Consider the following 22064-nt stretch of genomic DNA (forward strand, 5'->3'; position numbering starts at 1 on the left):
CTGTGTCACCGCGCGCCCACACCGGGCCGCAGCGACACGGGTGCATTCCCGCCGCGGTCTCAGAGTTCGACGGCGGCGAGCACCTCATCGGAGGCGTCGAAGTTGGCGTAGACGTTCTGCACGTCGTCGGAGTCATCCAGCGCCTCGATCAGGCTGAGCACCTTCTTGGCGCCGTCGGCGTCGACCTCGATCTGGGTGGTCGGCACGAAGGACGCCTCGGCCGAGTCGTAGTCGATCCCGGCCTCCTGCAGCGCGGAGCGCACCGACACGAAGTCGGTGGCCTCGCTGAGCACCTCGAAGGCCTCTCCCAGATCGTTGACCTCCTCGGCCCCGGCCTCCAGGACCGCCAGCAGCACGTCGTCCTCGGTCAGACCGTCCGCCTTGGGAACGATCACCACACCTTTGCGGTTGAACAGATAGGACACGCTGCCGGGGTCGGCGAGGGAGCCGCCGTTGCGGGTGAAGGCGACCCGCACATCGGAGGCCGCACGATTGCGGTTATCGGTCAGGCACTCCACCAGTACCGCGACACCACCGGGCGCGTACCCCTCATACATGATGGTTTCGTAGTCGGCGGCGCCGGCCTCCAGGCCGGACCCTCGCTTGACCGCCCGGTCGATGTTGTCGTTGGGGACCGAGGTCTTCTTGGCCTTCTGGATCGCGTCGTACAGGGTGGGGTTCGCGGCCGGGTCACCACCGCCGGTGCGAGCAGCCACCTCGATGTTCTTGACCAGCTTGGCGAACAACTTGCCACGCTTGGCGTCGTTGGCTGCCTTCTTGTGCTTGGTGGTGGCCCATTTCGAGTGACCGGCCATATCTTCCTCTCCTGCGCTCAACCCAGGTGCGTGGCGACCATGTCGACGAATGCGCGGTGGATGCGAAGGTCCGATCCGATCTCCGGATGGAATGCCGTCGCCATCAACACACCCTGGCGGACGGCCACGATTCTACCGCTAGCAGGGCCGGCACCCACACGGGCAAGCACCTGCACCTCCGGACCGGCACGCTCGACCCAGGGCGCGCGGATGAACACCGCCCGCAGCGGTTCCGCGTCGCTGTGCCCTCCGAGGACCTCCGGCGCGAGCAGGTCGGTCTCGAAGGAGTGCACCTGCGAGCCGAAGGCATTGCGGCGCACCGTGATGTCCAGGCCACCGATGCCGCACTGGCCGGCAACCCCGTCCAGGACCTCATCGGCCAGCAGGATCATGCCGGCGCAGGACCCGTACACCGGCATCCCGGCGGCGATCGCCTCGCGGATCGGCTGCATCATCTGCCGGTGCACCAGGAGCGTGGCGATCGCGGTGGATTCCCCGCCCGGCAGCACCAGCGCGTCGATGGTCCCCAGGTCGGCGCGGTGGCGCACCGTGCCCGCACGTGCGCCCACCGCCTCCAGGGCACGCAGGTGCTCGGGCACGTCCCCCTGGACGGCGAGCACCCCCACCCGTGGCGTGCTCACCGGCGGGGCGTGGTGGCGGCGTCGTCGGTCCCGGTGGCCAGGCCGAGGTGGCGCACCCGGCCGTCCCACCCGCCCAACAGTTGCGCGGTCAACTCGGCGAGGTTCTCCGGAAACACCTCCACCTGCACCCGAGCCAGTTCGGCCAGATCCCACCAACGCGCCTCGTCCATGAAACTGCGCTCGACGGCGGTCCAGCCGTCCGTGCGGACGGCGCCGGCCCGCTCGATCCGGGCCAGGAAGAACTCCTCGTCCTGACGCACGTGCTCGCGTTGGAAGTCGAAGATCGCCGAGCGGGTCAGGACCGGGCCCACCAGGTCCGCTGCGCTCACGGCCAGTCCGGATTCCTCCCTGACCTCGCGCACCGCCGCCTCCCGCGCGCTCTCCCCCGGTTCGATGCCGCCGCCGACGGTGAACCACCAGGTGCGCTCGGGCTGGTCCACGTCATGGCCGCGCACCAGCAGTAACCGGTCGTGCTCATCAACCAGCAGCACCCGCGCGGCCCGGCGCCGGAACAGCCCGTCCTCGCCCAGGCTCCAGCCGGGGCCGAGGTTGGTTGCCCGGGGCCTCACCAGCCGCGTTCGGCCAGCCGGTGCGGGGCCGGGATGTCGTCGACGTTGAGCCCGACCATGGCCTCCCCCAGCCCGCGGGAGACCTTCGCCAACTCGTCGGGGTCGTCGTAGGCGGCGGTGGCCTTGACGATCGCCCCTGCGCGCTCGGCGGGATTACCGGACTTGAAGATTCCCGAGCCCACGAAGACGCCCTCGGCCCCGAGTTGCATCATCAGGGCCGCGTCGGCCGGGGTTGCGATACCCCCGGCGGTGAACAGCACCACGGGCAACCGACCGGCCTCGGCGACCTCGCGGACCAGGGCGTAGGGCGCCTGGAGCTCCTTGGCGGCCACGTACAGTTCATCGGCCGGCAGGGAGGCCAGGCGGGCAACCTCGGTGCGGATGGTGCGCATGTGCTGCACGGCGTTGGACACGTCCCCGGTGCCGGCCTCCCCCTTGGAACGGATCATCGCCGCGCCCTCGTTGATGCGCCGTAGTGCCTCACCCAGGTTGGTGGCCCCGCACACGAACGGCACGGTGAAGTTGAACTTGTCGATGTGGTGGGTGTAGTCGGCCGGGCTGAGCACCTCGGACTCGTCGATGTAGTCCACGCCGAGGGCCTGCAGCACCTGCGCCTCGACGAAGTGACCGATCCGGGCCTTGGCCATCACCGGGATGGAGACCGCCTCGATGATCCCGTCGATCATGTCCGGGTCGCTCATCCGGGAGACGCCGCCCTGAGCCCGGATGTCGGCGGGTACCCGTTCCAGTGCCATCACCGCCACCGCACCGGCGTCCTCAGCGATCTTGGCCTGCTCGGGGGTGACCACGTCCATGATCACACCCCCCTTGAGCATGTCCGCCATGCCGCGCTTGACGCGCGCGGTGCCGGTGGTGGGGGAAACAGGGACGTCTGCCACGGGTGTGAACCTCCGCGTGAGTTGATGTGGGGTCAGGTGACCACCTACTACTCTACTGCGCCCCGCCCGGGGCTCGCCGGGCGGGGCCGATCAGCGGTGGCGGACCGATCAGCGTTGGGCGCGGGAGACGAACGTGTGCCGGTCCTGCTGGAGTTGGTTGAGGATCTCGTGCTCGCTGCGGTGGGCTCGCTTCATTCCGCGCCCGGTGAGCACGTGCTGACGCAGATAGGCCAGTTGGGTGGCGTCGCGTTGGAAGGCCTTCATCGCCTGCTTGGCCGACTCACCGAAGGTCCCTGCCCACTGCCGGGCCTGGCTGCGGGTGCGCAGCGAGGCGAGCATGTCCACCTCGTGCCAGGCGAACCAACCGGCGTGGGCGTACTCGGACAACCGGGCCCGGACCACATCCGATTCCTGCCGTCGCAGCCACACCATGAGCACGATGGTCGCGATGAACAGCGGCACCTGCACCACGAAGTACAACAGCAGGAAGGTGTTGCCCAGGCTGGCGCTGCCGTTCCACAGTGCATGCAGGCCCATCGCGGCCACCAGACCGGCGGGGAAGGCGAGCCCGACCGCAACCGCGGTGGACCGGCGGGCCGCCAGTCCCAGGGCGATACCCACGCACGCGGAGAACAGCGCGTGCGCGAACGGCGAAGCCAGGCCCCGCATCACGAACACGAGCCAGACCACGTCCTCGCTCTGGGCGAAGTACAGGATGTTCTCGGTGAAGGCGAAGCCGGCACCGACGGTCGCAGCGTAGACCACACCGTCCACTGGGCCGTCGAAGTGTTCACGGCGGAGCAGGAAGATCAGCAGGATGCCCAGGCCCTTGGTGATCTCCTCGACCGCCGGGGCCACGACCACCGCACCCATGAGGGTGGCCTGCTCCGGATCGCCGGTAGCCTCGAAGATCCGGATGACCACTGCGGTGTTCAGCCAGTAGGAGGTCAGCGTGGATACGCCCGCACCCCACAACAGGGCCACCAGCAGCAGCGACTTGGGCTCTGGTTCCCAACGGTCCAGCCACACCACACCGGCGAGCACGATCGTCAGGGGAACCAACGCCAGCAGGAAGCCCGCCAGGGTGGCCGAGGTCCCGGTGTTGTACATGATGATCCCGATCAGGATCAGCATCATCAACCCACCGGCGGCGTAGGCCACCCAGTTGAAGACCCACCGGTTGCTCTCCGGCTGCCCGGACCACCACACCTGCTCCAGTTCCCCGGTGGTGTTCTGCGGCGGTGCGTGGCCGGCGGCCATGCTGCCGTACTGGGCCGGAGATGGGGCGAACCCACCGGGGCGTACCGCTCGGGGATAGGTATGCCCGGTAGCGGCCGACCGTACCCCGCCCTGTTGTTGTGGCTGGGGAGTCTGCTGGACCGGCGGCGGCGGGTACTGCTGGCCGGTGGGCCCGGGCGCGGGGGCAGGTGGTGGGTAGGGCGCCCCGGCGGGCTGATCCCCGTGCTGATGCGCGGCCCCCGGGCGTGCCTCATGCATGCTCGACGCATCATTGCGCGCCCCCGAGCCGTTCTGCCGGGGCGGCAGGTTCTCCGACATGGGGAATACCTTAAAGGCAGAACTCACACACGCGCGTCATCCATCTCGAAGGTGACCGGCATCGGTGCGTGCCCGGGCAATCGGAAGATCCGGACCAGCGCCAACCGTCGGATCTGCTGGATCTGCACCACCGCGTCATTGTGGAACCGGCGCGCCAGTTGCACCCGGTTCTGCACCTGACGCATCCTGCCGACCAGGTCGGACTCATCCCCCGGCTGGGGTGGCACCGGCCGGGCGCCCTCTCCCTCGGTATCCAGGGCCGCCCGCAGCGTACGACTCAGGTCGCTCTCGATCAGCCCCCGTTCGGCTGCGGTGACCGCCCCACTGGCCTCCTCCTCCCCGACCAGGCGCACCGCCCCCATCGAGGCCAGCGCGGCGTCGGCCACCAGCACCGAACTCGCCGGATCCAACAGCCCGCTGGAAGCCAGTTCCGCGGCGGTATCGGCGCGGTGCACCAGTTGTGCCTCCAGGGTGGCGCGGGTCTGGAACTCACGGCGGTGCAGCCGATCCAGGCGCTGGGCCACGCTCCAGAGCAGGAGGGCGAGCAGGGCCGCGACCGCGAGGGCGACCAGGACGATCTCGGCGGCGCTCATCGGTTCCGGCCCAGCCAGTCGCGCAGGTTCGGGCGTCGGGAGGTGGCCTGGACCTGTGCGGCCTCCGCGACCATCTGATAGACCTCCCGGATCTGGGCGGTGACGGTGTCCCAGTCGTACCGGCGCACCGCCTCGCGCGCGTACTCGTGCCGCTGGAGGCGTCCGTCGGTGTCGGTGAGCGCCTCATCGATGACCTCGGACAGATGCGCGGCGTCCCCGGTTCGGAACAGGTACCCGCTGCGGCCACCATCGAGGACCCGCTGGAAAGCCAACAGATCGGAGGCGATCACCCCGGCCCCGGCACTGAGTGCCTCGATGATCACGATCCCGAAACTCTCCCCTCCGGTCTGCGGCGCGATGTAGAGGTCCACCGAGGACAGCAGCGCCGCCTTGTCCCGCTCGCTGATGCCCCCGAGGAACTGCACCGCGGACCCGTGGTGCGCCAGTTCGGCACGCACCGGTGTGGCATCGCCCTGCCCGGCGATCAGGAACCGGGCTCCCGGATGGCGCTGCAGCACCGTGGGTACCGCGGTTGCGAGCACCTGCAGGCCCTTGCGTGGCTCGTCCAACCGTCCCAGGAAGGCGATCGTGGGCTCCTGGGCGGTCCCCACCCACTCCTGCACGCCGCGGGCCTGGGCGAACCGCTTGGTGAACACTCCGTTGGGGATGATCACCGCGTCCCCGCCGAGGTGGTCCACCACGGTGCTGCGGGCATCCTCGCTGACAGCGATCCGGGCCCGGATACGCTCCAGACCCGGGCGCACCAGGGGGTAGGCCGCCTGCAGTGCCCGGGACCGGGTCTGGGCGGAGTGGAAGGTGGCCACCACCGGGGCCTCCGCCTGGCGCAGTGCGATCAGGGAGACCGAGGGAGCGAACGGCTCATGGATGTGCACGACGTCGAAATCGCCGCCGGCCAGCCACCGCTGCGTGCGGGCGGCGGCGACCGGCCCGAAACTCAAACGGGCCACCGAACCGTTGTAGCGCACCGGCAACGCCCCGCCGGAGGAGGTGACGTAGTCCGGGATCTCGGTCTTCTCATCCGCGGGGGCCAGCACCTGCACCGACTCGCCCTGCTCGAGCAACTTCTCGGCAAGGTCACGCACGTGGAACTGCACACCGCCTGGCATGTCGAAGGAGTAGGGGCAGACCAGACCGATACGCATCAGCGGCCACCCTCGCGGGATTCGGGCCGCTGCTGCACGGGCCCGTCCTCCTCGGGCCTCGTGACCGCCCCGGGCTCGCCGCCGTCGTCGTCGGTGACCGTCGGCGCCCCCCGGCCCCTGACGTCGTCGTCCGCCACGACGCCGGCGAGCACGTCGTCGTCGGCGCCGGCGCGCGCGCGGGCCAGGCGCTGCGGGTCGAGATCAGCGGTGAAGACGCGCGCGAGCATGTGCCACTGGTCCGGATAGGCCTGGATGCGCTCGACGAGTACATCCACCCAGGCCTGGGTGATCGCAACCAGTTGCTCGCTCCCGCTGAGGTGGTGTGGAATCTCGATCGGAACGAACTCGATCACGGTCCCCCACGGTGAGCCTGCTGCCTTCCGGCGGCGCCCGCGCAACCGTTCGTGCCGGACGAAGGCCTGCACCAGCGGTGCTTTCAGCGCCAGCGCCAACGCCGCCGGGCCGGGGGCCACCCGCATCGGGTGCCCGGCGGCCCGGACCTCCACGCTGCGCCGGCTCAGGTCCCGGTCTGCCAGCAACGGCACCAGGTACGTGCGCTCGCGGGATCTGCGGATCAGGGTGCGCAGCACCGAGCCGTCCTTGGTCAGTCCGATCACGTCCATCCCCAGATCGGCCCGGAAGCGTAGGAACTCCTCGAACAATCCCCTCGGTTCCAGTACCTCGGCCACGGTCAGCACCCGGGCCAGGTGCTGTCCGCTCCAGGCTCCGGCCAGATCCCAGTTGCCGGTGTGCCCCAACGCCGCGACGACGCTCCGGCCCTGGTCGAGGTGGCGCCGGGGCACCTGGTCATCGACGGCGCGAACTCGGGCCGCGATCTGCTCGGGGCGCAATCCCCGCAGGGTGAAGACCTCACCGAAGTAACGAAGGTAGGAGCGCATCCCGGCCCGGCTGACCCGGCGCAGCGCGCGCCGGTCCAGGTCCGGGCGCAGCCGGGACAGGTTGGCCTCCAGCTGACGCACCGCCGGTATCCGCAGGACGTGGACCACCCGGGCCGCGACGTCGAACAACGTCCGGGTGCATACCTCCGGCACGTACGGCAGCACCCGCCAGGCCAGGGCGAACAGACGTGCTGAGTTCACCTGGCCTCCCCCTGACGCCACACCGCCACGATTCGTTGGGTCACCGTGACCGCGCTGGCCAGCGCCAACAGGCCCAGCACCACCACGAGTAGCCACGGACTCAGTCCCAGCCCGACGGCGAGAGCGGCCGCCAGCGCTACCACGAGCCGGTCGGCCCGCTCGGCCAACCCCACACTGGCGGTCCGTGCCAACGATTCGGCCTTCGCCCGGGCGTAGGAGACGGTCATCGCCAGCGCCATGCACACCGTCGCGGCGACCACCCCGTAGCCGCTCACGGGTCCTTCGGTGAACCGTACGAAGTAGATCACCAGACCCAGGAACACCGCGGCGTCGGCCAGGCGGTCCAGGGTGGAGTCCAGGAAGGAACCGAAGTCGGTGGGTCCGGGGCCCCGACGGGCCATGATGCCGTCGAGCGAGTCGGTCAACAGGATCAGGCCGATCGCGATCGGCCCGATCACCAACCGGCCCGTTCCGAGCAGGGCCAGCGCGGCGACGATCGCTGCGACGGTGCCGGTGACGGACACGGTGTTGGGTCCGATCCCTCGGCGCAACAACCACTGCGCGACCGGTCCGAAGATCCGGCCACTCACTCCCCTGCCGTGTTTGCCCAGCACCGGCTCACCCGGTCCACGCCGCGGCCAGCGCCGCTCGGGTGTCGGCCAGCAGTTCGGGTACCGCTTTGGTGCGGGCGATGATCGGCAGGAAGTTCGCATCCCCCGCCCATCGCGGCACGATGTGTTGGTGGGCGTGTGCGGCGACCCCCGCCCCGGCGCTGTGACCGGAGTTCATGCCCAGGTTGAACCCGTCGGGCCGTTTCGCGGCGCGGAGCACCCGCATGGCGGTCTCGCTCAGATCCATCATCTCGTGTCGCTCACCGGTGTCCATCTCAGTCAGGTCCGGTACGTGCCGGTAGGGGCAGATCAGCAGGTGTCCGGGGTTGTACGGGAACAGGTTCAGCACCACGTAGCAACGGTCACCGCGGTGCACGATCAGGGCGTCGGCATCCTCGCTCTCCGGTGCCCGGCAGAACGGGCAGTCCGCCCCGGCGTCGGAACTACGGGGCTTGGCCTCACCGTCGATGTAGGCCATCCGATGCGGGGTCCACAGTCGCTCGAAACCGTCCGGGGTCCCCGGTAGCGGCGCACCGTCCTGCATCGGTGGCTGGTCTGGTCCGATCGGCATACCGGTGATCCTACGGACTGCGGGCGGGTTAGCCGGGTCCTCCGGCGCGTTCACGCCCGCGCTCGGGCGCGGGCGGTCAGACCTGGACCCGGTCCCGCACCGCTGCGGTGATCAGGGCGACCGCTTCGGCCACCGGCACCGTGTTGCGCTGAGAGCCGTCCCGGAACCGGAAGGACACCGCCCCGGCTTCCACGTCCTCGCCACCGGCGATCAGCTGGAAGGGGACCTTGGCCTTGGTGTGGGTCCGGATCTTCTTGGCGAACCGGTCATCGCCGGTGTCCACCTCCACCCGGATGCCCTCGGTGCGCAACGTTTCGGCCACTTGCTCCAGGTAGTCGTTGAACACTTCCGCCACCGGGATCGCGACCACCTGCACCGGCGCCAGCCAGGGCGGGAACGCCCCGGCGTAGTGCTCGGTGAGGACACCGATGAACCGCTCGATGGAGCCGAACTTGGCCGAATGGATCATCACCGGCTGCTTCCGGGTGCCGTCGGCGGCCTGGTACTCCAAGTCGAAGCCCTCGGGCTGGTTGAAGTCCAACTGCACGGTCGACATCTGCCAACTGCGCCCGATCGCATCGCGGGCCTGCACCGAGATCTTCGGTCCGTAGAAGGCTGCCCCACCGGGGTCGGGCACCAGTTCCAGCCCGGACTCCTCGGCCACCTGCTGCAGCACCGCGGTGGCCTCCTCCCACTGCTCGGAGGTACCCATGAACTTGTCCCCCTCGCCGCGGGTGGACAGTTCCAGGTAGTAGTCGGTCAGTCCGAAGTCGCGCAGCAGCCCGAGGATGAAGTCCAGCAGGTGGCGGATCTCACCGGGCACCTGCTCGGCGGTGACGTAGGAGTGGGAGTCGTCCATGGTCAGCCCACGCACCCGGGTCAGGCCGTGTACCACCCCGGACTTCTCGTACCGGTACACCGACCCGAACTCGAACAGCCGCAGCGGCAGCTCCCGGTAGGAGCGGCCGCGCGAGCGATAGATGAGGTTGTGCATCGGGCAGTTCATCGCCTTGAGGTAGTAGTTCGAGCCCTCGAACTCCATCGGCGGGAACATGGTGTCGGCGTAGTAGGGCAGGTGGCCGGAGGTGTGGAACAGGCCCTCCTTGCTCACATGCGGGGTGGCGACGTACTCGAAACCCTCCTCGATGTGGCGGCGCCGCACGTAGTCCTCCATCTCACGGCGCAGCACGCCCCCCTTGGGGTGGAACACCGGAAGGCCCGAGCCCAACTCTTCCGGGAAGGAGAACAGGTCCAACTCCACGCCCAGTCTGCGGTGATCGCGGCGCTCCGCCTCGGCGATCCGGTCCAGGTGTCCGCGCAGTTCGGCCTTGCTCGGCCACGCGGTGCCGTAGATGCGCTGCAGTTGCGGGTTCTTCTCACTGCCCCGCCAGTACGCGGCGGCACTGCGCATGAGGGTGAAGGCGTTGCCGATGATCTTGGTGCTGGGCAGGTGCGGGCCGCGGCACAGGTCGCCCCAGACCACCTCGCCGGTGCGGTCGAGGTTGTCGTAGATGGTCAGTTCACCGCCACCGACCTCCACCGAGGCACCCTCGGCGTCGTCGGCGGCGCTGCTGCCCTTCAGCCCGATGAGTTCCAGTTTGTACGGCTCGGTCCCGAGTTCAGCGCGTGCCTCGTCCTCATCGACCACCCGGCGGGCGAAGGTCTGCCCGGAGTTGATGATGCGCTGCATCGCCTTCTCCAGCTTCTTCAGGTCCTCCGGGGTGAACGGCTCGGCGACGTCGAAGTCGTAGTAGAAGCCGTCCTTGATCGGCGGTCCGATACCCAGTTTCGCCTGCGGGTCCGCCTGCTGCACGGCTTGGGCCAGCACGTGCGCAGCGGAGTGGCGCAGGATGTCCAGGCCGTCGGGGCTGTCGATGAGCACCGGTTCGACGTCGGCGCCGGCGGGCACGCTGCGGAAGAGGTCCTGCAGCTCCCCGTCCACCCGCATCGCGACTACCTCGCGGCGATCGCCGTACAGGTCGGTTCCCGTGGTGCCCGGCTCGCCCCCGGTGTGCTGCTGGGACGGGGCGTGCACTGCGTCATCGGACACGGCGAACTCCTGGATCAGGTGGGGTGCAGGGACCGGTTGATCCTACCCAGGGACGCCCAGGTCCTCACACGGCAAATGCCGGCGACCCCGGCCCTCCGCACACGACAGGTGCCGGCACCCCCGGCTCGGAACCGTCGGTACACACGCGAAAAGGCTTCGTCCGCGGGTTCCACCGGCCCGGAGCCTTTCGGTGTGGTGGGCGATACTGGGATCGAACCAGTGACCTCCTCGGTGTGAACGAGGCGCTCTACCGCTGAGCCAATCGCCCGGGGCGTCGTGTGGACGCAGTAGAGGATATTACCAGCACCGCGCTCGGGTTCTGCACACCGCGAGCGTGATCCGGACCGCAGTTGCCGCGCGTGCTACGGATCGATCTGCTGAACCGAGCGAGCGGTGAACTCCCGCCCGAGCATCGATGTGGCCGGGCCGGGGTGGAGTTCCCGTCCGTCCACCGCCACGACCGGCACCAAGCCTCGCGTGGAGGACGTCAGAGCCGCATGCTGCGCCTCGTGCAGCGCCGAGAGCGGCAACGTCTCCTCGCGCACCTCGATGCCGTAATCCCCGGCCCACTCCAGCACCAACGCTCGGGTGATCCCGGCCAGGCAGCCCGACTCCAACGGCGGGGTGATCAGCACCCCGTCGGACTCGAGGAAGATGTTCGTACCGGTGCCCTCGCACAACTCTCCCCGGGTATTGGCGAAGATCGCCTCCCCGTCGCCCTGCTCGGCGGCGTAGGCGAGCGCGCGGGCGTTCTCGGCGTAGGACGTGGTCTTCAGCCCGGCGACGGCGGAGCGTTCGTTGCGGGTCCACGGCACCACCCGTACCCGCACGGGCCCGGGAGCCTTGCCGGGGGCAGCGGCGACCACCAGCGTGCCGGGGGTCTCCAGACGCTCCGAACCCAGCGGCCCGGGCCCGTCGGTCCAGGTGATCCGCAGCCGGCCCAACTCCTCCTCGCCCCGGGTGCGCCGCCACTCCTGGGCGACTGCCTCCACGGCCTCGCGCACCTGCTGCTCCCGCGGCGCCTTCAGACCCAACCCGGTGGCCGAACGGTGGAGCCTGTGCAGGTGCCGAGTCAGGGCGAAGACCTGTCCCTGGCGGAGCTCGCAGGTCTCGAACACCCCGTCACCCACGGTCAGTCCGTGGTCGAGGGCGTCAACGAGGCCGGCGCTGGAGGGGCGGATGGATCCGTCGAACCACACGATCATGGTCACCACTCTGCCAGAGGTGGTGGCGGTGCACCGCCACCCCGCTCCTCCCCGGTGGCCGCCACCCCGTACCCGGCGGCCGCCACCGCCTCGACCCGCGCTGGGGTCAGGACGAGGCCAGGCCCACCAGTCGCGCGGCCTTGAGCTCGGTCTCGGCCCACTCCCCCTGCGGGTCCGACCCGTAGGTGATCCCAGCCCCGGTGCCGAAGCGCAGGAGGCCCGACTCCCACCAGAAGGTCCGGATGCCCACCGCCAGGCACGCGGTGCCCGCATCGGCGTCGATCCAGCCGATCTGCCCGCAGTAGGGTCCGCGACGGGCCGGTTCCAGTTCCCCGATGATCTCCAGCGCGGCCGCCTTCGGCGCACCGGAGACCGATCCGGGGGGCTGGGTCGCCGCGAGCAGGTCCGACCAGCCGGCACCGCCGACGTTCAGATCCGTGGCCGAGAGCCGGCCCTGGACCCGGGACACCAGGTGCACCAGGCCCGGATGGTGTTCCAGTGCGAGCAGGTCGGTGACCGCCACCGTTCCCGGATCGCACACCTGGTGCAGGTCGTTGCGCACCAGGTCGGTGATCATCAGGTTCTCCGCGCGATCCTTCGCCGCGAGCAGTTCCGGCGCGGGTGCGGTGCCCTTGATCGGACCGGAGGTGACCATCCCCGCAGTGACTCCGAGACCCAGCTCCGGGGACGCGGTGACCACCCACGCGGGCGGAAGGCCCACTGCGCCGTCGGCGCCCGCACCGCCCGGGACGTCGATGTAGCCGGCGTAGGGCGCAGGGTTGCCCTCGGCGAGCATCGCGGCCAGGGCGCCGGCGTCGGGACGTGCTGCCATGGAGGCTGCGAGTATCCGGCAGATGTTCGCCTGGTAGACCGCGCCGTCCCGGATGTAGCGACGCACCCGGACCACCGCATCCACATAGTTCTGCTGTGACATTGATGACACCCAGGACGACCCCGCCGGGCCGTGCCAGGCACCCGCGTCCGCCGTATCGCCGTCGTCGGCCTCGCGGGCCCGGGCCGGCTCGCCGGAGCGGGCATGCCCGGGGGGTGCGTCCCGCTGTACATCGGCGAAGCGCCAGGCGTGCCAGGGCCCGTCGAACTCTGCCACCACGGCCCACCAGCCCCCACCGGCCAGGGCGCGGGCATCGGTGCGAAGATCGGCGTAGTCGACGGCCCGCCGAGCCACCACCCCGGCGAATTCCGCCCGACCGTGATTCATGCCTCAACCGTAACGGCGAGCCCGGTTGGACTCAGCCGACGCCGGTGGGTTAAAGTTCTGGACGCACGCACAAGCGTGGCACGCGGACGTGGCTCAGTTGGTAGAGCATCACCTTGCCAAGGTGAGGGTCGCGGGTTCGAGTCCCGTCGTCCGCTCGGTGGCCCGGCCCACACGGGACTCATCGGGTCCCAGAAGCAGCACTGGTGGGTTGGCCGAGAGGCGAGGCAGCGGCCTGCAAAGCCGTATACACGGGTTCGAATCCCGTACCCACCTCACGGGCGATTGGCGCAGCGGTAGCGCGCTTCCCTGACACGGAAGAGGTCACTGGTTCGATCCCAGTATCGCCCACCAACGCACATCCGCACTCGACCAGCGGATGGGGCGTTCGGTGTACGCATTCCCAGATCCGCGCGCACCCATGCACTGGAGGACATGTGGCGACCACTACTCGGCGGCGCCCGTCGGGCCGTATCCGACCCGACGAGGACGCACCCCTGCTGCCGATCCTGGCGCGCCGCGTTCGGGAGGTGGAGGCCAAGGCCGCCAAGAGCGGCCGGGTGGGTCCGACCAACCGCACCAAATTCCAGGTGATCGCCCTGTTGGTGCGCGAGGAACGCGCCCGGATCAAGGCCGATGAGGACCTCTCCTCAGCCACCCGCACCGAGTTGCTCAAGCGGCTCGATGGGGTGGCCACCATCCTGGCCCGCACCGCCGCCCAGGACACCAGCCTGCTGAATGTCCTCAAGGACGACGCCACCCCCTCCCCGGCCGCCCAGCGGATGCGTCGGGACTGGTTGCTGGACTCGGGCAAGGCACTCAGTGCCGACGAGATGGAGATCAAGGCCCCGCAGGTCCCCGAGCGGGAGACCGTGCCGGCCCAACTGGCGGAGAAGCAGGTGGTGCCGGCCTCGGTGAAGGCCCGGATCAGGGCGAACCCGTTCCTGGCCCCGGACCTGCAGCAGTTGCGCGCCGACTCCAGCCCCGGGTACCTGTCCGGATGGGACCTGATGGATCCCCTGTACCGGGCCTTCGAGCAGGGCTCCGGGGGCGGGGTGGCCACCATGGACCTGCCGCCGATGCCTCGTTTCGACCGGTTCTCCCCGCCCGGGATGGAACTGATGCCGCACCAGATCCGGCTCCTGGAGGCGGTGCGTCGCGGGCACCGCTCGTTCCTGCTCGCCGACGAGCCGGGGCTGGGCAAGACCGCCCAGTCGGTGCTGGCCGCCTCCGTCGCGGACACCTACCCGATGCTGGCGGTAGTGCCCAACGTGGTGAAGATCAACTGGGCGCGGGAGGTGCAGCGGTGGACGCCGCAGCGCCGGGTCACCGTGATCCACGGCGACGGCGATGACATGGACGCCTTCGCCGACGTGTTCGTGGTCAACTACACCGTGCTGGACCGGCACCTGTCCTGGTTGTCCACCCTCGGCTTCCGCTCGATGGTGGTGGACGAGGCCCACTTCATCAAGAACCTGTCCTCCCAGCGTTCCCAGCATGTGCTCAACCTGTCCCGCCAGATCCGGGCCGGCGCGCCCGGTGGCAAGCCGCTGATGATGGCGCTGACCGGTACCCCGTTGATCAACGACGTGGAGGACTTCAACGCGATCTGGCAGTTCCTGGGCTGGACCGACGGGCAACAGCCCTGCACCGAGTTGATGCAGGGCCTCGAGGCCACCGGGCTCACCCCGGCCGACCGGGCGTTCTACCCAGCGGCCCGCGCCGCGGTCATCGATCTGGGCATCGTGCGCCGCACCAAGTCCGAGGTGGCCAAGGACCTGCCGGCCAAGCGCGTGGCCGACCTACCGGTGGAACTGGACGATGAGATCGGACGCTCCATCCGAGCCGCCGAGGCTGAGGTAGGCCGCCGTCTGGCCGCCCAGTACCGCCGCCTGGAGGCGGCCCAGGAGGTCTCCTACGTTCCCCCGGGCCAACTCGACGTGGCCCTGCTGCGCAAGGTGGCCCTGGCCGAACTGGAATCCTCCCGGAACGCCAAGAGCGGCGACAACGTGTTCACCATGGTGCGCAAGATCGGCCAGGCCAAGTCCGCGCTGGCCGCCGATTACACCGCCCAGCTGGTGCGTTCGGTGGGCAAGGTGGTCTTCTTCGCCAAGCACATCGACGTCATGGATACCGCTGAGGACATGCTCGCCGAGGCCGGCCTGCGCACGGTCTCGGTGCGTGGGGATCAGTCGGCCAAGGTCCGCCAGAGCGCCATCGACGCCTTCCAGAACGACCCGGAGGTCTCGGTGGCGGTGTGCTCGCTGACAGCCGCGGGCGTCGGGCTGAACCTGCACGCGGCCTCCAACGTGGTGTTGGCAGAACTGTCCTGGACGGCAGCCGAGCAGGAGCAGGCGATCGACCGGGTGCACCGGATCGGCCAGGACGACTCGGTGACCGCCTGGCGGATCCTCGCCGCGCACACCATCGACACCAAGATCGCCGAACTGATCGACGCCAAGGCCGGTCTGGCCGCCCGGGCACTCGATGGCGCCGACGTCGAGGTCGGCACCGGTGACTCGGTGCAGCTCGACGCTCTCGTCCACCTGATGCGGGGCGCGCTCGAGGGATGAGCGTGAGACCCTAGTCCTCATGCAAACCTGGCCCGGCCGTCCCTATCCACTGGGCGCCACATATGACGGCTCCGGAACGAACTTCGCGATCTTCTCCGGAGCCGCTGAGCGAGTTGAGTTGTGCCTGCTGGACGACGACGGCGCCGAGGAACGTATCGAGGTCACCGAGGTCGATGCGTTCGTGTGGCACGTCTACCTGCCCTCGGTGCGACCCGGGCAACGGTACGGATACCGGGTGCACGGCCCGCACGACCCCGACGCCGGGCACCGGTGCAACCCGGCCAAACTCCTGCTGGACCCCTACGCCCACGCCATCGACGGGCAGATCGACGGGAACGAGGCGCTGTTCTCCTACACCTTCGCCCAGGGTGAAGGCGGAGAACTCAACGCCATGGACTCGGCCCCACACACGATGACCTCGGTGGTGACCAATCCCTACTTCGACTGGGGCCACGACCGGCCACCCAACCACGAGTACCACGAGAGCGTCATCTACGAAGCGCACGTGCGCGGCCTGACCCGGTTGCACCCGGAGGTACCCGAGGAGATCCGCGGCACCTACGCGGCCCTGGCCCACCCCGCGGTGATCGGGCACCTGCAGGACCTGGGTATCACCGCGATCGAACTGATGCCGGTGCACCAGTTCGTCCAGGACCCCCACCTGCAGGAACAGGGGATGAGCAACTACTGGGGCTACAACACCATCGGCTTCTTCGCCCCGCACAATGCCTACGCGGCCTACGGCAGCCGCGGCGAGCAGGTGCCGGAGTTCAAGTCGATGGTCAAGGCCCTGCACGAAGCCGAGATCGAGGTGATCCTGGACGTGGTGTACAACCACACCGCCGAGGGCAACCACCTGGGCCCCACGCTCTCCTTCCGCGGCATAGACAACGCCGAGTACTACCGACTGGTCGATGACGACAAGCGCCACTACTTCGACACCACCGGAACCGGCAACTCCCTGCTGATGCGTTCCCCGCACGTGCTCCAACTCATCATGGACTCCCTGCGGTACTGGATCACCGAGATGCACGTGGACGGCTTCCGGTTCGACCTGGCCGCCACCCTGGCACGTCAGTTCCACGAGGTGGATCGTCTCTCCTCCTTCTTCGACCTGGTCCATCAGGACCCGGTGATCTCCCAGGTCAAACTCATCGCCGAGCCGTGGGACCTGGGCGAGGGTGGCTACCAGGTGGGCGGGTTCCCACCGCTGTGGACGGAGTGGAACGGCAAGTACCGCGACACGGTCCGAGACTTCTGGCGGGGCGAGCCGGGCACACTCGGTGAGTTCGCCAGCCGGATCGCCGGTTCCTCCGACCTGTACGAGCACACCGGCCGTACCCCGGTGGCCTCGATCAACTTCGTCACCGCCCACGACGGGTTCACGCTGCGTGACCTGGTCTCTTACAACGACAAGCACAACGATGCCAACGGTGAGGACGGCCAGGACGGCGAGGACCACAACCGGTCCTGGAACAGTGGTGTCGAAGGACCCACCGACGATCCGCAGATCAACGCCCTGCGGCTGCGCCGGCAGCGCAACTTCCTCACCACCCTGCTGCTGTCCCAGGGGGTGCCGATGCTCTCCCACGGCGACGAGATGGGCCGCACCCAGGGCGGGAACAACAACGTCTACGCCCAGGACAACGAGATCGCCTGGATGGACTGGGACCTCGACGAGGAGCAGCGCTCCCTGCTGGAGTACACCTCGCGGTTGATCGCCCTGCGCCAGGACCATCCGGTGCTGCGCCGGCGCCGGTTCTTCGACGGGTCCCACTCAGCCTCCAACGGGCTGCCCGAACTCCCCGACCTGGCGTGGTTCAACCCCTCCGGGGCGCCCATGGATCCCGAGTCGTGGGAGGACGAGGATCACCGAGCGGTCGCGGCGTTCATGAACGGTGAAGCGATTGAGGAACCCGACGAGCGGGGCCGGCGGATCGTCGACGACTCCTTCCTGATGCTCATCAACTCCGGGAGCGAGGATCTCACCTTCCACCTGCCCGGGCCTGATTACGGCGACTCCTGGGTGGTGGCGGTCAGCACCGACCCCGAGAGCGATCTCGCGCACCTGCACGAACCGGATGCGGCACTGACGGTGACCTCGCGCTCGATCGTGGTGCTCTCCCGGCCGCCGTCCCAAAGCACCGACGAGGGCGATGAACAGGAACCGACGCGCCACCAGGACCGCTGATGCCGCGCACCCCGATCAACACCTACCGGCTGCAACTCGGACCGGACCTGAGTTTCGATGCCGCCGCCGCCAGGATCGACTACCTGAGTTCCCTGGGCGTCACCGACCTGTACCTCTCCCCGATCCTGACCGCCGCACCCGGCTCCACCCACGGGTACGACGTCGTGGACCACTCCCGGATCTCCCCTGCTCTGGGCGGGCGGAACGGACTCGAACGACTGGTGGCCGCCGCCCGTGCCCGCGAGATGGGCATCGTGGTGGACGTGGTGCCCAACCACATGGCCGCCCCCACCCCTGCGAGTGAGAACGCGGCACTGTGGTCGATGCTCACGTACGGTCCGGACTCCGACTACGCCGAATGGTTCGACGTGGACTGGGCTGAGGACGGTCAGGTGCTGATGCCGGTGCTAGGGCGGCGGTTGGGGGCGGCGATGGCGGCCGGGGAACTCACCGTGGCCCATGTGGACGAACCCGAGCACGGCCTGGACGGCACGAACCCGGTGCTGTGCTATTACGAACACCGCTTCCCACTGCGCCCGGGCACCGAGCACCTGCCGCTGGCGGAACTGCTGGAACGCCAGCACTACCGGCTGGCGTACTGGCGGGTGGCCGATGAGGAACTGAACTACCGGCGCTTCTTCGATGTGGGAACCCTGCTGGCGGTGCGGGTGGAACGACCGGCGGTGTTCGAGGCCACCCACGCACTGCTGCTGGAGTTGATCGAGCAGGGCCTGATCGACGGCCTCCGGATCGACCACCCGGACGGACTGGCCGATCCACGTGAGTACTTCCGGCGCCTGCACGAGGCCACCGGTGGTCGGTGGAGCGTGGCGGAGAAGATCCTGGAACCGCATGAGACCATCCCCGCCGATTGGCCCACGGCCGGGACCACCGGGTACGACGCGTCGTGGCGGATCGGACAGGTACTCATCGACCCGGCCGGGTCTGCCCCGCTGGGCGCGCTGATGCATGAACTCACCGGCGACACCCTCGGCTTGCTCCCGGAACTGGTCGCGGACGCCAAACGGGAGATCCTCACCACCTCCCTGCGCGCCGAGGTGGGCCGGCTGGCCGGGGTGATCTCGGAGATCTGCCACGACGACGTTCGGCTGCGCGATCACACCCGCGCCGCGATCACCGACTGTCTCACCGAGCTGGTGGTGGCCGCAGACCGGTACCGGGCCTACGTGGTGCCGGGTGAGCCGGCCCCCGCCGCCGCACAGGCGGTGGTGGCCCAGTGGGCCGAGCAGGCCGCGGCCCGGCTGTCCCCGGAGCGGCTGGAGACCCTCGACGTCGTCACCGACCTGGTGCTGGGACGCGAGACCGGCAGCGCCGGACGACGCCACGAGGCCCGCCGCGGTGAGGTGATCACGCGATTCCAGCAGGTGTGTGGAGCGGTGACCGCCAAGGGTGTGGAGGACACCGCCTTCTACCGGTGGACGCACCTGACCAGCCTGTGTGAGGTCGGTGGCGCCCCCGGCACCTTCTCGGTGGGGTCGGACGAACTGCACGCGTGGGCCGGTGCCATCCAGACCGCACGGCCGGCCTCGATGACCGCCGGATCCACCCATGACAACAAGCGCGGGGAGGACGTGCGGGCCCGCATCGGGGTGATCTCCGAGCACGCCGAGGCGTGGATCCACCTGGTGCACCAGCTGCGTGAGGTCACCGCCCCGGTCCGACCGGACCTGCACGGACGCACGGAGAATCTGACCTGGCAGACCCTGGCCGGCACCTGGACCGACAAGGGCCCGATCAACGCCTCCCGGCTGGGCGACTACCTGATCAAGGCGGCCCGGGAGGCCAAGGCCTGGACCACCTGGACCTCCGTGGACGCCGAGGGCGAGCAGGCCCTGGCCGACTTCGCCGAGCACCTGGTGACCGACCCGGCAGTGCACGAGCTGATGCAGGCCTGGGTGGCTCGCACCACCGAATCGGTGCGGGTGGCCACCCTGGCCACCAAGGCCCTGCAACTGACGGTGCCCGGCGTGGCGGATGTGTACCAGGGCAGCGAGACCACCCGGGTTGCCCTGGTGGATCCGGACAACCGCGGCCCCGTGGATCACCACGCACTCACCGAGATGCTCGCCCGGCTGGACTCCGGGGCCGGACCCTCCGGGCCGGCGGAGGAGAAGTTGCGCCTGGTCGCCGCGGTACTGCGACTGCGCCGACGCCGTCCCGAGGTCTTCGTCGGCGCCCGCGCCGGCTACCAACCACTGGCAACCTCCACCGGCCACGCGATCGCGTTCGCCCGCTCCGCCGACGAGCAACCACAGGCGGTCACGATCGCGACCCGGCTCCCGGTCGCCCTGGGCCGCCTGGGTGGGTGGGGTGAGCACACCGTGGTGCTGCCACCTGGCCACTGGCATGACGTGATCAGCGGCGCCGAGCATCCCGGGGGCGCCCAACCGGTGAGCGAGGTGCTGCGACACGGCCCGGTCGCCGTCCTGGAGGTAGCCGACCGCACCGCGGACCAGGAGGAGAGTTGAGCGTCCCCGCCCGAGTGTGGGCCCCGAACGCCGAACAGGTTGAGATCGACCTGCCCGGCACCGGTGCGCGAGCGCCGATGCGTCCCGGGGGCGAGGGCTGGTGGGCCAGCGAGCCGGTACTGGAGGCGGGCACCGACTACGCCTTCAGCCTCGACGGCGGCCCGCTGCGCCCCGATCCCCGCTCGCCGTGGCAGCCCCAGGGCGTGCACGCCCCCTCACGCTGGTACGACCCGGCCGACTTCGACTGGACCGACCGGGAGTGGGCCGGCAAGGGCGTGCACGGTGCCGTGATCTACGAGTTGCACATCGGCACGTTCACTCCGGACGGAACGCTGGACGCCGCGATCGAACGGCTGGACCATCTGGTGGCCCTGGGGGTGGACATCGTGGAGCTGATGCCGGTCGCGGCGTTCCCGGGTGAACGCGGCTGGGGGTATGACGGCGTCGGTCTGTACGCCGTGCAGCACCCCTACGGTGGTCCGGCCGCGCTTGCCAGGTTCGTCGACGCCGCCCACAACGCGGGCCTGGGCGTGGCGCTGGACGTCGTCTTCAACCACCTGGGGCCCTCCGGTAACTACCTGGGCGAGTTCGGCCCCTACTTCACCGACCGCCACCACACGCCCTGGGGCGCGGCGGTCAACCTCGACGGCCCCGACTCCGCACCGGTGCGCGCCTTCATCATCGAGTGCGCCCTGCGGTGGCTGGATGACTTCCACATCGACGCACTGCGCCTGGACGCGGTGCACGAACTGAAGGACGACTCCGGTGAACACCTGCTCGCCGAACTGTCTCGCGCGGTGGCGGACCTGAGCAGCCGGGTCGGCCGGCCCCTGGGGCTGATCGCGGAGTCGGACCTCAACGACGCCGCGATGGTCGCCCCCGTCACCGCGGGCGGGCGCGGCATGGACGCGCAGTGGGCCGACGACGTCCACCACGCGATCCACGCCTACCTCACCGGAGAGCGGCACGGGTACTACGCCGACTTCGGCGACGCCGCCACCCTGGCCAAAGCGCTCACGCGGGTGTTCGTGCACGACGGCACCTACTCATCCTTCCGCGGCCGCCACTGGGGTGCACCGGTGCCGCCCGAGGTCAGCGGGCATGCCTTCGTGGCCTCCCTCAACACCCACGACCAGGTCGGCAACCGGGGCCTGGGCGACCGTCCCAGTGCCACCCTGAGCCCCGGGCGACTGGCGATCGGGGCGGCGCTCCTGCTGGCCGGCCCCTACACCCCGATGCTGTTCATGGGCGAGGAGTGGGGTGCCACCACCCCCTGGCTCTTCTTCACCGACCACGCCGAGGAGGAGTTGGCCGAGGCGATCCGTGCGGGCCGCCAGGCCGAGTTCGGCGATCACGGATGGGCCCAGCTCTACGGCCGTGCCGACCTGACGGTGCCCGACCCCCAGGATCGGCGTACGTTCACCGCCTCGGTGCTGGACTGGTCCGAACCCGCCGGGACAGACCACGCCCGGCTGCTCGCCTTCTACACCGACCTGGTCGCGCTACGCCGAGACCACCCGGACCTGGCCGGAGGCGACCGCACCGTGACCACGGTGGACTTCGACGACGACGCCGGCTGGTTGACGATGCGGCGCGGCTCCTCCGTCGTCGCGCTCAACACCGGCACCGCCCAGCAGGTCCCGCTTCCAGCCGGCACCGGGCGTGGTGTGCTGGCCGCCTGGGATCCGGACGGTACCTTCCTGACCGACGACGGAGCCCGGGTGCACCTGGGTGCGGATTGCGTCGTCGTCCTCGGCTGAGCCCTTCCGTCCGCTCACGGCCCTGCTGGGCGGATCCCTTCGGCAGGACCGGCCCCGGCCA

The 22064-nt window shown here is 69.6% G+C and carries 17 protein-coding genes and 4 tRNA genes; 7 read left to right on the plus strand and 14 right to left on the minus strand.

Annotated elements, in window-relative coordinates; translation table 11 throughout:
* Window positions 1–59: 59 nt before the first annotated feature.
* From ACO0LV_RS01060 to ACO0LV_RS01125, 14 genes are all read right to left on the minus strand, one after another.
* Window positions 60–815, minus strand: a complete 756-nt coding sequence (locus ACO0LV_RS01060; protein WP_424786007.1) for a YebC/PmpR family DNA-binding transcriptional regulator — start codon at window positions 813–815, stop codon at window positions 60–62.
* Between the two features lie 17 nt (window positions 816–832).
* The gene (gene pdxT, locus ACO0LV_RS01065; RefSeq protein WP_424786008.1) at window positions 833–1456 is read right to left on the minus strand and encodes a pyridoxal 5'-phosphate synthase glutaminase subunit PdxT; all 624 of its coding nucleotides are present in this window, start codon (window positions 1454–1456) and stop codon (window positions 833–835) included.
* Window positions 1453–2025: an NUDIX hydrolase gene (locus ACO0LV_RS01070; protein ID WP_424786009.1), complete on the minus strand. Its 573-nt coding sequence runs from the start codon at window positions 2023–2025 to the stop codon at window positions 1453–1455. Before ACO0LV_RS01070 ends, pdxT begins: the two co-directional genes overlap by 4 nt.
* Window positions 2022–2924: a pyridoxal 5'-phosphate synthase lyase subunit PdxS gene (gene pdxS / locus ACO0LV_RS01075; protein ID WP_424786010.1), complete on the minus strand. Its 903-nt coding sequence runs from the start codon at window positions 2922–2924 to the stop codon at window positions 2022–2024. The genes ACO0LV_RS01070 and pdxS overlap by 4 nt, the downstream gene beginning before the upstream one ends.
* Before the next feature lie 108 nt (window positions 2925–3032).
* A complete protein-coding gene (locus tag ACO0LV_RS01080; RefSeq protein ID WP_424786011.1) occupies window positions 3033–4481 on the minus strand; it encodes a PrsW family intramembrane metalloprotease in 1449 nt (482 codons plus the stop codon).
* Between the two features lie 23 nt (window positions 4482–4504).
* Window positions 4505–5074, minus strand: coding sequence for a hypothetical protein (locus ACO0LV_RS01085; protein ID WP_424786012.1), 570 nt, complete (start codon window positions 5072–5074; stop codon window positions 4505–4507).
* Window positions 5071–6237, minus strand: a complete 1167-nt coding sequence (locus ACO0LV_RS01090) for a glycosyltransferase family 4 protein (protein ID WP_424786013.1) — start codon at window positions 6235–6237, stop codon at window positions 5071–5073. The genes ACO0LV_RS01085 and ACO0LV_RS01090 overlap by 4 nt, the downstream gene beginning before the upstream one ends.
* Window positions 6237–7337 (minus strand): phosphatidylinositol mannoside acyltransferase, encoded by a 1101-nt coding sequence (locus ACO0LV_RS01095; RefSeq protein ID WP_424786014.1) that lies wholly within the window; start codon window positions 7335–7337, stop codon window positions 6237–6239. Before ACO0LV_RS01095 ends, ACO0LV_RS01090 begins: the two co-directional genes overlap by 1 nt.
* A complete protein-coding gene (pgsA, locus tag ACO0LV_RS01100) occupies window positions 7334–7927 on the minus strand; it encodes a phosphatidylinositol phosphate synthase (RefSeq protein ID WP_424786015.1) in 594 nt (197 codons plus the stop codon). Before pgsA ends, ACO0LV_RS01095 begins: the two co-directional genes overlap by 4 nt.
* A 28-nt stretch (window positions 7928–7955) precedes the next feature.
* Window positions 7956–8519, minus strand: a complete 564-nt coding sequence (locus tag ACO0LV_RS01105) for an HIT family protein (RefSeq protein ID WP_424786016.1) — start codon at window positions 8517–8519, stop codon at window positions 7956–7958.
* 76 nt (window positions 8520–8595) lie between these two features.
* On the minus strand, window positions 8596–10569 hold the full coding sequence (thrS, locus tag ACO0LV_RS01110; protein WP_424786017.1) for a threonine--tRNA ligase: 1974 nt from the start codon (window positions 10567–10569) through the stop codon (window positions 8596–8598).
* Window positions 10570–10762: 193 nt separating this feature from the next.
* A tRNA-Val gene (locus tag ACO0LV_RS01115) sits at window positions 10763–10837 on the minus strand.
* A gap of 94 nt (window positions 10838–10931) precedes the next feature.
* Complete coding sequence (locus ACO0LV_RS01120) at window positions 10932–11774, minus strand: aminotransferase class IV (RefSeq protein ID WP_424786018.1); 843 nt, start codon at window positions 11772–11774, stop codon at window positions 10932–10934.
* A 106-nt stretch (window positions 11775–11880) separates the two neighbouring features.
* Entirely contained in the window at window positions 11881–12993 is a 1113-nt protein-coding gene (locus ACO0LV_RS01125; protein WP_424786019.1) for a chorismate-binding protein, read from the minus strand.
* Window positions 12994–13075: 82 nt separating this feature from the next.
* Between ACO0LV_RS01125 and ACO0LV_RS01130 the strand changes: the two genes are divergently transcribed.
* The 7 genes from ACO0LV_RS01130 to treZ all read left to right on the plus strand — a co-directional run bounded on the left by ACO0LV_RS01130 (window position 13076) and on the right by treZ (window position 22003).
* A tRNA-Gly gene (locus ACO0LV_RS01130) sits at window positions 13076–13148 on the plus strand.
* A gap of 47 nt (window positions 13149–13195) precedes the next feature.
* Window positions 13196–13266 (plus strand) — tRNA-Cys (locus ACO0LV_RS01135).
* 3 nt (window positions 13267–13269) lie between these two features.
* Window positions 13270–13344 (plus strand) — tRNA-Val (locus ACO0LV_RS01140).
* Between the two features lie 83 nt (window positions 13345–13427).
* Window positions 13428–15563, plus strand: coding sequence for a DEAD/DEAH box helicase (locus ACO0LV_RS01145; RefSeq protein ID WP_424786020.1), 2136 nt, complete (start codon window positions 13428–13430; stop codon window positions 15561–15563).
* Window positions 15564–15582: 19 nt separating this feature from the next.
* Entirely contained in the window at window positions 15583–17754 is a 2172-nt protein-coding gene (gene glgX, locus ACO0LV_RS01150; RefSeq protein WP_424786021.1) for a glycogen debranching protein GlgX, read from the plus strand.
* A complete protein-coding gene (treY, locus tag ACO0LV_RS01155; protein ID WP_424786022.1) occupies window positions 17754–20243 on the plus strand; it encodes a malto-oligosyltrehalose synthase in 2490 nt (829 codons plus the stop codon). Before glgX ends, treY begins: the two co-directional genes overlap by 1 nt.
* Window positions 20240–22003 (plus strand): malto-oligosyltrehalose trehalohydrolase, encoded by a 1764-nt coding sequence (gene treZ / locus ACO0LV_RS01160; RefSeq protein WP_424786023.1) that lies wholly within the window; start codon window positions 20240–20242, stop codon window positions 22001–22003. The genes treY and treZ overlap by 4 nt, the downstream gene beginning before the upstream one ends.
* Window positions 22004–22064 lie beyond the last annotated feature (61 nt).

This window comes from Pseudactinotalea sp. Z1739, from assembly GCF_049725055.1.
Taxonomy (GTDB): domain Bacteria; phylum Actinomycetota; class Actinomycetes; order Actinomycetales; family Beutenbergiaceae; genus CALKWS01.